13 protein-coding genes are annotated in these 15,918 nt (G+C 38.1%); all 13 read left to right on the forward strand.

All coding sequences use genetic code 11. The features are described from left to right. Positions 1 to 283 precede the first annotated feature (283 nt). The 13 genes from mraZ (at position 284) to sigE (ending at position 15,885) form a co-directional block, all read left to right on the forward strand. A complete protein-coding gene (mraZ, locus tag AC6IWN_RS05080; protein WP_497992172.1) occupies positions 284 to 712 on the forward strand; it encodes a division/cell wall cluster transcriptional repressor MraZ in 429 nt (142 codons plus the stop codon). 20 nt (positions 713 to 732) lie between these two features. After that, the gene (gene rsmH, locus AC6IWN_RS05085) at positions 733 to 1,665 is read left to right on the forward strand and encodes a 16S rRNA (cytosine(1402)-N(4))-methyltransferase RsmH (RefSeq protein ID WP_497991285.1); all 933 of its coding nucleotides are present in this window, start codon (positions 733 to 735) and stop codon (positions 1,663 to 1,665) included. A 51-nt stretch (positions 1,666 to 1,716) separates the two neighbouring features. Then, positions 1,717 to 2,202, forward strand: a complete 486-nt coding sequence (locus tag AC6IWN_RS05090) for a hypothetical protein (RefSeq protein WP_497991286.1) — start codon at positions 1,717 to 1,719, stop codon at positions 2,200 to 2,202. Between the two features lie 25 nt (positions 2,203 to 2,227). Then, positions 2,228 to 4,186, forward strand: coding sequence for a peptidoglycan D,D-transpeptidase FtsI family protein (locus AC6IWN_RS05095; RefSeq protein WP_497991287.1), 1,959 nt, complete (start codon positions 2,228 to 2,230; stop codon positions 4,184 to 4,186). A 138-nt stretch (positions 4,187 to 4,324) separates the two neighbouring features. After that, positions 4,325 to 6,292: a peptidoglycan D,D-transpeptidase FtsI family protein gene (locus AC6IWN_RS05100; protein WP_497991288.1), complete on the forward strand. Its 1,968-nt coding sequence runs from the start codon at positions 4,325 to 4,327 to the stop codon at positions 6,290 to 6,292. Between the two features lie 235 nt (positions 6,293 to 6,527). After that, complete coding sequence (gene mraY, locus AC6IWN_RS05105) at positions 6,528 to 7,496, forward strand: phospho-N-acetylmuramoyl-pentapeptide-transferase (protein WP_497991289.1); 969 nt, start codon at positions 6,528 to 6,530, stop codon at positions 7,494 to 7,496. Between the two features lie 36 nt (positions 7,497 to 7,532). Beyond that, positions 7,533 to 8,891 (forward strand): UDP-N-acetylmuramoyl-L-alanine--D-glutamate ligase, encoded by a 1,359-nt coding sequence (gene murD / locus AC6IWN_RS05110; protein WP_497991290.1) that lies wholly within the window; start codon positions 7,533 to 7,535, stop codon positions 8,889 to 8,891. A gap of 48 nt (positions 8,892 to 8,939) precedes the next feature. Beyond that, a complete protein-coding gene (locus tag AC6IWN_RS05115; protein ID WP_497991291.1) occupies positions 8,940 to 10,085 on the forward strand; it encodes an FtsW/RodA/SpoVE family cell cycle protein in 1,146 nt (381 codons plus the stop codon). Between the two features lie 91 nt (positions 10,086 to 10,176). Beyond that, a complete protein-coding gene (gene murA, locus AC6IWN_RS05120) occupies positions 10,177 to 11,445 on the forward strand; it encodes a UDP-N-acetylglucosamine 1-carboxyvinyltransferase (protein ID WP_497991292.1) in 1,269 nt (422 codons plus the stop codon). A 97-nt stretch (positions 11,446 to 11,542) separates the two neighbouring features. Next, positions 11,543 to 12,307: a cell division protein FtsQ/DivIB gene (locus AC6IWN_RS05125; protein ID WP_497991293.1), complete on the forward strand. Its 765-nt coding sequence runs from the start codon at positions 11,543 to 11,545 to the stop codon at positions 12,305 to 12,307. A gap of 250 nt (positions 12,308 to 12,557) precedes the next feature. After that, positions 12,558 to 13,796 (forward strand): cell division protein FtsZ, encoded by a 1,239-nt coding sequence (gene ftsZ / locus AC6IWN_RS05130; protein WP_497991294.1) that lies wholly within the window; start codon positions 12,558 to 12,560, stop codon positions 13,794 to 13,796. A gap of 368 nt (positions 13,797 to 14,164) precedes the next feature. Further along, the gene (locus tag AC6IWN_RS05135; RefSeq protein ID WP_497991295.1) at positions 14,165 to 15,082 is read left to right on the forward strand and encodes a sigma-E processing peptidase SpoIIGA; all 918 of its coding nucleotides are present in this window, start codon (positions 14,165 to 14,167) and stop codon (positions 15,080 to 15,082) included. Positions 15,083 to 15,144: 62 nt separating this feature from the next. Beyond that, positions 15,145 to 15,885: an RNA polymerase sporulation sigma factor SigE gene (gene sigE, locus AC6IWN_RS05140; protein ID WP_497991296.1), complete on the forward strand. Its 741-nt coding sequence runs from the start codon at positions 15,145 to 15,147 to the stop codon at positions 15,883 to 15,885. The last annotated feature ends 33 nt before the right edge of the window (positions 15,886 to 15,918 follow it).

Genomic DNA, 15,918 nt, shown 5'->3' on the forward strand with positions numbered 1-15,918 from the left:
CCTATTTTCCTATTAACCCCAAAACGACTATATATTGACATGAATTGAATGATTTTATAAATTAATACTATATATTGTGAAGTATTACCGAAAAAGCGCTGAAAGCCAATAAATATAAGGCTTTCTGTGCTTTATTTTTTTATTTAACACTTGATATATTCCCATTTTTAATATAAAATAGACCTAGAAGTGGAGAGAAGTGGTGGAAAGTGGTGAATAAGACCACGAAAGTGGTGTGAAATTACTTGACGCCTATCACAGGATAAAGAAGGTGAAAGCCATTATGTTCATGGGTGAATATGAACATTCAATTGATGCAAAGGGAAGAATCATCGTTCCTGCAAAGTTCAGGGAAGATCTGGGAGAAGAATTTGTGGTAACCCTAGGTTTGGATGGTTGTTTATTTGCATACCCAAAAAACGAATGGCAGACTTTCGCATCAGAACTCGGTAAGCTTCCTGGAACAAAAGAAGCAAGACAATTACAGCGATACTTTTTTGGTAAAGCGGCTGCATGTGAAGCGGACAAGCAGGGAAGAATATTGATACCGGCTGTATTACGAGAATGTGCAGGATTAGAAAAGGATATTGTTTTTGTTGGAGTACTTAATAAAATTGAAATCTGGAGTAAAGAACGTTGGGATAACAATAACGATTTTGATGATGTTGATACAATAGCAGAACATATGACGCAGTTTGGTATAAGTTTTTAAGCGTACAGATGGAGGGCAGAATGGCATTTGAACACAAATCAGTATTGTTAGAAGAAACGATAGATAACTTGAACATAAAACCGGAAGGCATCTATGTTGACGGTACATTGGGCGGCGCTGGTCACTCAATAGAGATTGCAAAGCGTGTGACAAACGGCAGATTAATTGGAATAGATCAGGATGAAGCAGCGATTAAGGCAGCAAGTGAACGACTTATAGATTTTAAAGATAAGGTTACGATAGTAAGAAGTAATTATTGTAATATAAAACAGGTGCTACAAGATTTAGATATTCAGAAGGTAGATGGTATCATGCTGGATCTGGGGGTTTCCTCGTATCAGCTCGACACACCGGAGAGAGGCTTTTCTTATAGAGAAGATGCACCGCTTGACATGAGAATGGACACAAGAAATGAATTGACAGCGAAGGACATCATCAATGGGTACAGTGAGATGGAATTGTTTCGCATCATTCGTGATTATGGGGAAGATAATTTTGCGAAGAATATCGCGAAGCATATCGTAAGAATGAGGGAGGAGAAGCCACTTGAAACTACCTATGAGCTCAATGAGGCGATAAAGGCAGCGATACCTATGAAGCTTCGAATTAATGGTGGACATCCTTCCAAAAGAACCTTTCAGGCAATTCGAATTGAATTAAACAGAGAGTTGGACGTACTGAAGGACACCTTACAAGATATGGTGGAACTCTTAGCACCAGGCGGCAGACTTTGTATTATAACCTTTCATTCTTTAGAGGATAGAATTGTGAAGGCAACGTTTCGAAGATTTGAAAATCCATGTACATGCCCACCGAGTTTTCCGGTTTGCGTATGTGGAAAGGAATCTTATGGAAAAGTAATTTCCAGAAAGCCCATTCTTCCGACACAAGAGGAACTGGAATATAATAAAAGATCAAAGAGTGCCAAGCTGAGAGTGTTTGAAAAAAGATAGCATTTTAATAAAATAATTGGGAAATATATAGTAATGGGGAGAGGCTCAGGCATGGAGGCAAAAAGAAGCAATTATTATCAAAATAATAGGACAAGCTATGTAGAAGGCAACACAGCACGTAAGTTAAACACTGTTCCGGATATCAGGAGAGAGGAACAACCGTATGAACAGCCTTCCAGACGTAGGCAGGAGCAGAACCAGCCAAAAACCTTATCGGCGATCAATTTTGCGTCCTTACTAGTGCTTATTGTTGCGGTTTCAATTACGGTATTTATGTGCTATGAATATTTAACCCTTCAGGCAAGTGTTAGCCATTTGAACAGCAAAGCGAAGCAGTTACAGAAGGAATTAGTTGTTAATACGAAGGATAATGATGCCGCTATGGATAAGCTCAAAGCAGCAGTTGATTTGGATAAAGTTTATCAGATTGCAGTTGGAGATTACGGCATGGTATATCCAAACAAGAATAAGATAATTAGTTTTGACAGCAGTAATGGTAGCCATGTGAGACAATATGAAGATATTCCGCAAAAATAATATTGCGCGGATGAGGTTAAATACAATGGAAAACAGATCAGATAAAACAACTAAAAAATTTAATTCACGAATGCAAGCAAGTTTATTGCTTGTATTTTGTGTTATTACTCTGCTGATGCTTGGGTTGATAATAAGAATTATTTATATTATGCAAACGGATGGTGATCGATATGCAAAGACTGTATTATCCCGTCAATCTTATGTCAGCACGGTGCTTCCATACAAGAGAGGTGACATATTAGACAGTAACGGTACGGTATTGGCACATAGTGAACTGAAGTATCGATTGATCTTAAATCCGAAGCAGCTGCTAGCGAAAAAAGAAAATATTGCTCCAACGGTTCAGTCATTGAATAAGTATTTCAAAATCCCTGCAAAAACAATAAACGATATTTTGAATGATAAAAATAAGACAACCAGTCAGTATGTAGTAGTGGAAAAGCATTTAAACTACGATACGGTTCAAAAGTTTAGAGCGAAAGAGAAAGAAAACAAAGTTCTCGGTGTATATTTTGAAGAGGAATACATAAGGAAATATCCATATAATACGCTTGCCTGTGATGTGCTCGGCTTTACCACCAGTGATGATTCTGGATTATGGGGTATTGAAAAATATTATAATAGTGAACTTGTCGGTACAAATGGACGAGAATATGGATATTACGGATCGGATTTGAACTTAGAACGTACCGTTAAGAAAGCGGAGAACGGCAATAATATCGTTACCACTTTGAATGCGGATGTTCAACGAATCATACAGAAAAAAATCAATGAATTTAATGCTGAGACAGGCAGTAAAAATATCGGAGTGCTTGTGATGAATCCGAATAACGGTGATGTTATCGCAATGGCCTCCAACAAGGAATATAACCTAAATGATCCGAGAAACCTTGATGGGATTTTTACAAAAGAGCAGTTAACAGGAATGTCGGACACTCAAAAATCCAATGCGTTGAATGCTCTTTGGAGAAATGATGTAATCAGCTTCAATTATGAGCCCGGTTCAACCTGGAAGCCAATGACGATATCATCGGCACTAGAGGAAAATGTAATCAAACCTGAGGATCACTATATCTGTGATGGTGGACAGACAATACATGGTATACGAATTAAATGTAGTAACCGTGCAGGTCACGGAGACATCACGCTTACCCAGGCACTTATGTTTTCCTGTAATGATGCTTTGATGCAGATCGTTGCAAAAGAAGGAAAGAGCACATTTTATCAATACCAGAAGAATTTCGGATTGGGACAGAAGACCGGAATCGATTTGCCGGGTGAAGAAGTGGGTATCTTAACAAACCTAGATCGTATGGGGGACATAGAGCTTGCTACCAGCGGCTTTGGACAGACCTTTAATACTACGATGGTTCAGATGGCGTCCGCTTTCTCTTCTGTAGTGAATGGTGGAAATTATTATGCTCCTCATGTGATGAAAAAGATTGTAAATGATAACGGAGCTACCATAAAGGAATATGACAAATCTTTGATACGACAGACGGTGTCAGCTAAAACATCTGAATTCCTTAAAGCTGCCTTATATCAGGCAGTGGAAGCGGGTACTGCAAAGGGTGCACAGGTAGAAGGATATGCGATCGGTGGTAAAACCGGTACGGCTCAAAAATATCCACGTTCTGCAAATAAATATTTGGTATCATTCATTGGATGCGTACCGGCTGAAAATCCTCAGGCTGTTATCTATGTAATCGTAGATGAACCTCAGAATGTAATTAAGCAAGCGGATAGTTCTATCGCAACCAAATTTGCTAGTAAAATATTAAATGAGATATTGCCGGTATTAGGAATTTACCCCGAGGGAGATATTGACTATCTGTTGCCGACAAAAGCTCCGACTCCGACACCACCCCCAAAAGGGACGGTACAAGATGAAGGTGGCGTCATTGATAAAAACACACCGGGTCCGGGTGGTGATCAGGAGGATGAGAAGAAACCTCCAAAATCAAATAAGGAAACGAATCAGTAATTTTTAGGTTGGCTCATGCTTGTCCTAAGGAATAATGGCTAAAGAAAGCAGATAATGGTGAAGCTATGGGCTAATGTATGAATAAAGCCGTGTCCTATGTAATAAAATGAAACGATAAGATATGCAGGATATGGTGAAATGTCCAGAAACAGAACTTATAATAAGAGAAATCTTTTAATTGTGGTTACCATTATAATAATTGCCACCCTGGGGCTGACTCTACGCTTGGGATACCTGATGATTTTTAAATCACAGGTCTATGCCGTACGAGCAGAGCAGCTTCATGAACGTGAAAGAGATATTAAGGCGGAACGTGGTAAAATCATTGATACAAACGGGGTGCTGATTGCTACGAATAAGCCGGTTTGCACCATTTCAGTTATACATGCACAGATAACGGATCCTCGGAGAGTGATTCAAGTACTGTCTCAGGAACTGGGGTTAAGCCAAGAGGCAGTTAAAAAAAGAGTGGATAAGAACTCCTCTATTGAAAGAATTAAGTCTAATGTAAATAAATCAATTGCAGATAAAATCAGAGAGTACGATTTGGATGGTGTTATGGTGGATGAAGATTATAAACGGTATTATCCCTATGACACACTTGCTTCAAAGGTAATCGGGTTCACGGGTAGCGATAATCAAGGGATTGTTGGGCTTGAAGTAAAGTATGATAAATATCTGAAGGGAATTGACGGTACGATACTAACTAAGGCCACCGGTCATGGACAGGAGATTCTAGGTGCAGCAGAGGATCGCATTGAACCGCAAGCGGGTAATGATTTGAGGATCAGCTTGGATGTGAATATTCAGCAGTATGCGGAGCAGGCAGCGAAGAAGGTACTTGAATCAAAACAAGCGAATAATGTAAAGCTGATTATAATGAATCCTCAGAACGGGGAACTTTATGCAATGGTAAATGTTCCTGAATTTAATTTGAATGATCCCTATACATTAAGTGATATTATAAAAAATCAATACGCTGGGCAGACGCTGACGTCGAAAAAGACGAATGAACTCCTAAATGGAATGTGGAGAAATGCATGTCTGAGCGATACCTATGAACCGGGATCTACCTTTAAGATTGTAACAGCCGCCGCGGGTCTCGAGGCAGGGGTGGTAAAATTAACGGATACTTTTCATTGCCCCGGTTATAAGAAGGTTGAAGATCGTATGATTCGTTGCCACAAGGCTGGGGGTCACGGCAGTGAAACCTTCGTTGACGGAATAAAGAACTCCTGTAATCCGGTATTTATGGAGGTTGGAGCGAGACTAGGAGTAGATAAGACTTATTACTATTGGAAGAAACTCGGACTGTTTAATAAAACAGGAATTGATTTACCGGGTGAAGCAAATTCCATCATGCATAAAAAGCAGAACATAAAAGCAGTTGAACTTGCAACTATGTCATTTGGTCAATCTTTTCAAATTACTCCGCTTCAGCTAATGACAGCAGCATCTGCAGTGGTGAATGGCGGAACGTTAGTAACACCACATTTTGGGGTATCGGTTATATCTGGAGACGGGACCAATGTTAAAAAATTAGATTACCAGACAAAATCGGGTGCGATTTCAAAAGAGACATCAGAAACGATGAAACAGCTTCTTGAAGCGGTTGTATCAGATGGTACCGGTAAGAGGGCATATCTGCCCGGATTTCGTATCGGTGGAAAGACAGCTACTTCTGAGAAACTTCCACGTAGCAGTAATAAATATATCTCCTCCTTCATCGGTTTTGCACCCGCCGATAATCCACAGGTTATGGCGATGGTTTTAATTGATGAACCAGTTGGTGTGTATTATGGTGGAACAATTGCAGCTCCGGTTATCTCTGAATTATTTGATAATATACTTCCTTATCTTGGGATTGAACCAAAATATACAGAGCAAGAGATAAAGGACAACAATATTGGTACTTATATTATGCCTGAATTATTAGGAAAGACAAAAAAAGAAGTAAGTGAGTTATCTAAAATATATGAATTTGGTGATAAATATGAATTTGGTGATGGTGAGGTAGTTAAGGAGCAGTTCCCACTTCCGGGCGATACGATTAAGAATAAAGCAAATTTGATTTTACATTATGGTGCTGATGGGGACACGAACTAATTTTAAATATGCGCATAATAGGGATTAATCTCATATTGTTTTTTTAAATATAATAAAGTATAATAACCAAGGTATTAAATTCCGTTAATAACCAGTCGTGTTTAAAATATCCCGAATCGTTAAATTTTTCATGGGTGGTTTGTTTTGGAATTCTGTTATTTGTTAATAATAGACAAATGATTAATACATAAGAAGTAAGCCGAGAACGTGTTAAAACACGTAGATGGAGGATAGTATGAATTTTTCAGATTTTAAAATTGTTTTACCTGTCATTATTTCATTTGGAGTTTGCGTGATACTATGTCCGATTCTAATTCCGTTTTTAAGAAAGTTGAAGTTTGGCCAGTACATTCGTGAAGAGGGGCCACAGTCCCATCAGAAGAAGTCAGGCACACCAACAATGGGCGGAATAGTTATTGTACTTAGTATTGCAATCACTTCATTGATTTATATAAAGGAATACAAAGGGATTATTCCGGTTTTGTTTTCCACAATAGGATTTGGAATTATTGGTTTTATGGATGACTATATCAAAGTAGTTATGAAACGTTCAATGGGACTTCGAGCATGGCAGAAATTACTTGGTCAGGTATTGGTAACCGCTATACTTGGTTATTATCTGATTAATTTTACAGATGTATCGACATCTATGTTAATTCCGTTTTCCGGTGGGAAGTATCTGGATGCACACTTTTTGTTTATACCGTTCTTCTTTGTCTTTGTACTTGGTACGGTAAACGGATCCAACTTTACCGATGGTCTTGACGGGTTGGAATCCAGTGTAACTGTTTTGATTGCTACCTTCTTTACGGTTGTTGCAATCGCACTGAAAAATGATATTTCTCCAATTACCGGAGCAGTCGCAGGAAGCTTATTAGCATTCCTATTATATAATGTATACCCGGCAAAGGTCTTTATGGGAGATACGGGGTCGTTAGCTCTAGGCGGTTTTGTGGCCGCGACTGCATTTATGCTTCAGATGCCTTTGTTTATTATAATAGTAGCATTAGTATATCTCGTAGAAGTTTTATCCGTTATGATACAGGTAAGTTACTTTAAATTAACCGGTGGAAAGAGATTCTTTAAGATGGCACCGATTCATCATCATTTTGAATTGATGGGTTGGGAAGAAACCAGAGTTGTTGCGGTATTTTCAATCGTTACTACATTACTCTGTCTCATCGCTTTGATGGGAATCAGCTAAAATCATGAATTACAATCTGATCCGGAGGGAAAACAAATGGAGTTAAATGGGAAAAATGTAATGGTATATGGCGCTGCAAAAAGTGGAATATCCGCTGCAGGTATGCTGCAAAAACTAGATGCTTCCGTTATAATATTTGATCGCAATACCAATCTTACCAAGGATGAATTGCTGGAGAAATATACCTTTAGCCAGGACTTTACCTTAATAACCGGAAGTTTAACGGATCAAATAATTGAGTCTATAGATTTACTTATTATCAGCCCTGGTGTCCCAACCGATAATCCGGATATTATAAAGGTGAAAGAAAAGAATATCCCGGTTTGGAGCGAGGTGGAGCTTGCATATCGCTATACAAAGGGGAAAATCGTCGGTATAACCGGTACAAACGGGAAAACAACCACAACCACCTTGGTTGGAGAGATTATGAAGGCATACCATGATGAGGTTTATGTCGTGGGTAATATCGGTAACTCCTATTCCGACGCCGCATTATCAACAACGGAACAATCGGTTACAGTAATCGAGCTTAGCAGCTTTCAGTTAGAAACGATTCATGAACTGAAACCAGATGTAAGTGCAATCCTAAATATCACTCCCGATCATCTAGATCGCCATTATACGATGGAAAATTACATCACGATGAAGGAACGTATTACAATAAACCAGACTTCATCCGAGATATGTGTGCTAAATTACGAGGATGAAACACTTCGTAATATGGTTCCAAGAATATCTGCAAGGGTATTGTATTTTAGTAGTGAAAGAAAACTCACCGACGGATTATATCTGGAGGGTGAGGAAATCATATATTCGAAACAGGGCGAGGTACAGTCGTTCTGTAATGTAAAGGATCTACATATATTAGGCAAACACAATTACGAAAATGTTATGGCTGCAGTCGGGATCGCACTGTCATTAAGTATTCCGATGGATATCATTCGCAAAGCGGTTTTAAGCTTTCAAGGAGTAGAGCATAGAATTGAATATGTAGAGAAGATCAATGGGGTTACTTATTATAATGATTCAAAAGGGACGAACCCGGATGCTTCGATTCGTGCAGTGCAAGCTATGCCATGCCCCACAGTTTTGATCGGCGGAGGATATGATAAGAAAATACCGTTTGATGAATTGGTGGAATGCTTTGATGGTAAGGTCAAGTGCCTGGTACTATTAGGTCAGACTAAAGAGCAGTTTGCAGAAACAGCAAGACGTCATGGTTTTGAGAATATCATTCTTGTTGATAGTCTTCGTGAAGCTTTAGAGGTATCAGCAAAACAGGCTGTACCGGGAGATGCGGTATTATTATCCCCTGCCTGTGCAAGCTGGGGTATGTTTGATAATTATGAACAACGCGGTAGAATGTTTAAAGAATATGTAAGAGAGATGATATAAAACTAAACTTATTCAAAAGACAGTGAATGGATTAGTGTGGAGGTATGGATGAGTAGAACAGCACGAGAAGCCAATCAAAAAAAGATGCATAGCTATTATGACTATAGCCTATTATTCCTGATTCTGTTTTTAGTATGTTTTGGATTGGTCATGATTTATAGTACCAGCTCCTATAACGCACAGAGATTATATCAGGACCCTACCTTTTATCTACAGAGGCAGGCGCTATTTGCAGGGGTGGGTATACTGGTGATGCTGTTTGTATCAAAGATTGATTACCATATTTATGTGAAAAATCTGCCGATCATAAAAGTGAAACCAATTGTATTATTATATGTGATGTGTTTGGCGTTACAGAGTTATGTATTGGTATTCGGTGCGGCGACAAAAGGATCCAAACGTTGGATTGATTTGGGTGGACTCGGTAGATTTCAACCATCTGAGTTGACAAAGATTCTGGTAATCTTATTTACCGCGTACATAGTAAGCCTGGCACCGAAGAAGTTAGATAAATTCTCAGGCTTTTTAAAAGTAGCTGCTTTTATTGTTCCGTTAATCGGATTAATTGTAGTGGAAAACCTATCTACAGCAATTATCATAACGGTTATGCTAGTTTCCATTTGCTTTGTTGCTAGTAGGAGAAAAGCCTATTATATTATCACTGGGGCAATATTAGCCGTATTAGGATATATCTTTATCTTCTTTGTATCCTATCGATCCAGTCGTATTGATGCATGGCTCCATGTGGAGACAGCGGATAACGGATATCAGATTCTACAGGGCTTATATGCGATAGCATCCGGTGGAATCTTTGGCAAGGGACTCGGTCAAAGTATGCAAAAGCTTGGATTTATACCGGAGTCTCACAACGATATGATTTTTTCAGTAATATGTGAAGAGCTGGGCTTGTTTGGAGCCATCGCTCTGATCCTATTGTTTGTATTATTAGTTTGGCGTATTTTTATCATTGCTATAAATTCTACTGACTTATACGGTGGTTTGATTGCAACCGGAGTATTGGCGCATATCGCAATACAAGTGTTAATCAATATCGCGGTAGTAACAAACTCCATTCCATCAACGGGTAACACGCTTCCGTTTATCAGTTACGGAGGTAGTTCGGTTATGGTTCTGCTCTTTGAGATGGGGATTGTACTCAGTGTCTCAAATCAAATCAAAGGAGAGAAGGGGTAGTGTGAATTATTAACATAATTCACACCTGGTACGCGGACAAATTAGGATTCATATAGTATTAGTATATTCCCGTATTTGTCTGAGGTGTGCTATGTCGAGAATTGAGATCATCGGCGGTGAGCAGTTAAAAGGCGAGTTAAAAATACAAGGTTCAAAGAATGCAGCATTACCGATAATTGCTGCTACTATTTTGAATAAAGGTATCACGATACTTAAGAACTGTCCTAAAATTCTGGATGTATACCATATGGTAAATATTTTGGAGGAATTGGGATGTGCCATTACTTGGGAGCAAAATACGTTAATTGTAAACAGTAAAAAGGCTTCTGTTTCTTGTGTCCCTGAGGATTCTGTCAGTAAAATGCGCAGCTCTGTGTTGTTTTTAGGTGCGATACTGGGAAGGTTCTGTGAAGTTACCATTGCTTATCCGGGTGGTTGTTCCATTGGTAAACGACCAATCAATTTTCATCTGGATGCAATCAAAAGAATGAATGTAAAACAGGAATTCTTAGGAGAAAACAAGGATATTATTCATTGCTATACGGATGAGATTATCGGGAATGATATATTTTTCGAACGTTCCACGGTAGGAGCTACTCAAAACGTAATACTTACTGCAGTTTTATCACAAGGAAAAACCAAGATATATAATGCAGCAAAAGAACCTGAAGTGATTGAGCTATGCAGGTATTTAATTCAGGCAGGTGCAAAGATTATCGGAGAGGGAACCTCGTATATCGAGGTGGAAGGAGTGAAGGAATTACACGATGTAGAATTTACTCTTTCACCGGACCGAATCGTTGCAGGAACATATATGGCAGCGGTAGCAGCTACCCAGGGTGATGTGATTTTACGGCACGCACCGAGCGGGCATCTAGAGGCAATCATAAAGGTTTTAAGTAAGGCAGGATGTAATATTGAGGTAGATGGTGATGATATTAGAATTAGTAATCATATTAGACCGAAACCGGTAAACATTATTACAGAACCCTATCCTTCTTTTCCGACTGATATGCAATCTCAGCTAATGTCGATCTTATGTCTAGCCGATGGTAATAGTATTATCGTAGAAAATATCTTCGAATCCCGATTTCAAAATATTGATGAATTAGCAAAAATGGGTGCTCAGATTCAAATTGATGAATCTGGGAAAATAGCACAAATAACTGGCGTTAAAACTCTAAATGCTTCACAAATGTATGCTCACGATCTTCGCGGTGGAGCAGCACTTGTTATTGCTGCATTAGCTGCGGAAGGAACTTCTGTAATCCAATGTACGGATTATATTGAACGTGGTTATGAGGATATTAGTAGAGATTTAAAAATACTTGGTGCTAAAATCCGATATCATTGTGGATAAGGATTCATTATAATCAAAATCGAAGGAAACTCACTCGTGTGTTTCTTTTGATTTGGTAAGGAAGCGGACATGCTATAAGCACAATTACGGAGGTATGATGAGGATGTATTTGCAAAGGAATAGGAATACGAATAGTGTACTTAAGAGATTGTTAAAAAAAGCAATAATCGCTTTGCTCGTTCTTGGTATACCAACCTTAATATTTTTGTTTTCGTTCAATGTAAAAAAAGTGGTAGTGGAAGGTTCAAATCGTTATACCGAAAAGCAGATAAAAGAAATGCTGTTAAAAACAAAAGCAGACTATAATTCAGTTCTTTTTTTCGTCAGATATCACTTTATTACAAAGCCGAATATCCCGTTCATCGAAAAACTTGATGTCGAGATGGTAAATAATCATACGATTGCAGTAACAGTTTATGAGAAAAAAATCTCAGGTTGTGTGAGGTTCATGGGTGAGTATCTGTATTTTGACAAAGACGGAATTATCGTGGAGAGTTCACCAGATAAAATCAAGAATATCCCTGTGATCGAAGGGCTACAGTTTAAGGAAGTGATGCTTCATCAAAAACTGACGGTACAGGATGATACATTATTTGATGAAATCATGAATCTAACAAATCTGGTGAATAAATACAAGCTGGAAATTGACTCAATCAGTTTTAGTAAAACCTATGATGTTACGATATCATGCAATGGAGTTAATGTACTTATGGGAAAGAAAGAGTACTATGATGATGTGTTATCCGATCTAAAGAATATTCTACAAAATTCGAAGGAAACAAGGCTTTATGAGCTTGACATGAGAAATTATGAAAAAGGTTCCAAATATATTATAGGAAAGACAAAAAAAACGACAGAATAGATAAAAGATAGTGAAATAATTCGGAATTTTTTAAAATTGTTCTTGATTATTTGGGAATTTAAAGATATTATATAAAGTAGAATTACATATACCACAAGTTGTATTTATGTCTTGATAAATCCCATTATAATGTGGTTGAGTAGAATTATGGTAATAAAATTTTGAGGGATTAGGGAACAATGGACAAGCCAAAAATAGGGTAACTTTTGCTTGTCATTTTGAGAAGAATACGTTAAAGGAGGAATATACCTTGCTTGAAATTAGAACAAACGAGGCGGATACCACAGCTAAGATACTAGTTATTGGAGTAGGAGGAGCGGGTAACAACGCCGTTAATCGAATGATAGAAGAAAATATAAAGGGTGTAGAATTTATCTGTGTGAATACGGACAAGCAGCACTTGAAGAATTGTAAGGCTCCTCAGGTAATTCAGATAGGTGAAAAGTTAACAAAGGGTCTTGGTGCTGGCGCACAGCCGGAGATCGGACAAAAAGCGGCAGAAGAAAGCTACGAGCAGTTAGCTGAAGTGATTAGAGGTGCGGATATGGTATTTGTTACCTGCGGTATGGGTGGCGGTACCGGTACCGGTGCAGCACCTGTTGTGGCACAGATTGCGAAAGAATTGGGCATCTTAACGGTCGGAATTGTAACGAAGCCTTTTAAATTTGAAGCAAAAACTCGTATGACGAATGCAGTTAGCGGTATTGACCGTTTGAAAGAACATGTAGATACACTAATCGTTATACCGAATGATAAATTATTAGAGATTGTAGATCGCAGAACTACAATGCCAGATGCTTTAAGAAAAGCGGATGAAGTATTACAACAGGGTGTTCAGGGTATCACAGATTTGATTAATGTACCCGGACTCATTAACTTAGACTTTGCCGATGTTCAAACAGTTATGAAGGATAAGGGCGTTGCACATATTGGTATTGGTATCGGAGTTGGTGATGATAAGTGTATCGATGCTGTAAAACAGGCAATTACAAGTCCTTTACTTGAAACTACAATTCAGGGTGCTTCCCATGTAATTATTAATATCTCTGGTGATATAAGCTTGATTGAAGCGAATGAAGCAGCAACCTTAGTTCAGGAATTAGCAGGAGATACCGCGAATATCATCTTCGGTGCTATGTTTGATGACATGAACCCTGATACAGCAACCATAACAGTTATCGCTACCGGGTTAGATAGAGGTTTTAAGGATATGGTTAAGACTCCTGATTTCTTAAGACAATCTACTCCATTAACCGGGGGAACAAGACCTGTTATGAAACCGGATATGAATTTAGGAAAATCCTTTAGCGCTGCAAGTGCTTTTGGACAAGGACAGTCTGCTACAACTTATACTGCTCCACCAAGTTTTCAAACTGATCCGACAAGACGACCGGTTGCTCCAGCTCCAAAAACACCGTCCAATTTAAGTACGGATCCGAGTGGTATAAAAATTCCGGAATTTTTACAGAAGAATCGCCACAATAAGTAATTCTTTGACAGGAACGGATTTAATGAATTATTGATAGAAAAACCGTAATACATAAGAGATTTAGGCTGTTAGATTATTTCGATAATAATAATCTAACAGCTTTTTTTGCGTCTGAAATGCAGATAACATCTAAAGATGGAAAAAAAAGTAAATGAAAACAACGAATTACGCACCATGAATTGACATAAAATGGAAACAAAACAAGTTATAATCGTACTATGCTTGATTGAGGGACATAAACATAAAATACAGACCTGATATCTGGTATCTCTTCCTATGAGAAATAGTTATCGGGAAACAAAATCCAGTATATGGATTACCTTACTAGCTGGCTAATATTAATATTGACTGATTGTTGGAGGTGAAATTTGTATCTTGAGGTATATCCGGATATTATTTTTATCCTTAATTTGATTATAGATTTCATTTTGTTGTTCCTCCTAAAAAAGGTAAATCGTAAACGGAGTAAATTCATTCGGTTGTTGGCAGGAGCGGCTGTGGGATCATCCTTTGCCGTGATGGTCAGTATATTTCCAATGATGAATAGTATGATACGATTACTAATCATGAATGTATTTGCAGCAATCCTAATGATTATGGTCTCCTTTGGAAGAATGAAGATTCCGGAACTGATAAAGCAAGTGATTGTTTTATATTTGATTACGCTGTTTGCAGGAGGATTATTGAATTCCTTATACTATTATACCAACATTCGTGAGAGATTGATTAAGATCAGTAATGCCTTGGTATTTAGTAATCTGTCATCATGGTATGTACTTGTTATGATAGTATGCCTTATCCCATTAACTTATGCTATTCTATGGTTTCTTCGCTGGTATCAAAGTGAGAAACGGGAGACCTACGATGTGGAACTCATTTTTAAGGAGCATAGTATCCATACAAAGGGGTTAATGGATACGGGAAATTGCCTCTATGATCCGATTTTTCGTAAGCCTGTTATGGTTATGGAGGATATCGTTATTAAGGAATTATTACCCTGTGAAGTATATGAGGAGATTGAAGTAGCAAAACACTGTTTGGAAGGGGATAACCCAAATCAAGGAATCATTCCTCAGGATAGTGAAAATTCGGTACGTCTGCGATTTATTCCATATCAATCAATCGGAAAGCAAAAAGGTATGATGTTGGGGTTGATGCTGGATAAGGTTTTAATTCATACAGGACAGGAGATCATATGTAATGAGAAAGTAACCGCTGCTATTTGTGATAACCGCCTATCTACAAAGGATGACTATCACGTAATATTACATAAAGAGCTGATTTAGAAGTTTGGGCAATAGAATACTTGATGGAGGTTCAAGCTGATGGAAAAATGGGAGGTTTATCTATGCTTTTAAAATTATCAATTCAAAACAAATTTCAATTTCGGATGATCCCGGATCTAAAGACGATTCTATTCGGTCATAAGGGTGAAATACATTATATAGGAGGAGCGGAAGTGCTCCCCCCACCACTGGATTCGGTGAAAGAAGCGGAAGTAATCTCAATGCTTGGAACGGAGCGGGATAGTGAGATGAAATCGATCCTTGTAGAACATAATTTACGATTAGTCGTATACATAGCTAAGAAATTTGACAATACCGGGGTTGGAGTAGAGGATTTGATATCGATAGGTACAATTGGTTTGATCAAAGCAATTAACACCTATAATCCCGAGAAAAATATCAAACTTGCTACTTATGCGTCCCGTTGTATTGAGAATGAGATTTTGATGTATTTAAGAAGAAATAACAAGACAAAACTGGAAGTGTCCATTGATGAGCCACTTAATGTTGATTGGGATGGTAACGAGCTTCTTCTTTCGGATATCTTAGGAACGGAAGAGGATGTAATATATCGTAATATTGAAGAAGAGGTAGATCGTAAGCTCCTAAGAAAGGCGTTATCCAAATTATCCGAGCGTGAACGTGTGATTGTAGACTTGAGATTTGGTTTGAATACGGATGATGGAATTGAGAGAACGCAAAAAGAGGTTGCTGATTTGCTTGGCATTTCGCAATCATACATATCAAGGCTTGAAAAGAAAATTATAAAGAGACTAAAAAAAGAAATGGTCCGTTTTGAATAGTTTTTGGTAATTATTTCTTTTCTAAAAATCGTA

The sequence above is a fragment of the Variimorphobacter sp. HTMS_6 genome, from assembly GCF_059717775.1.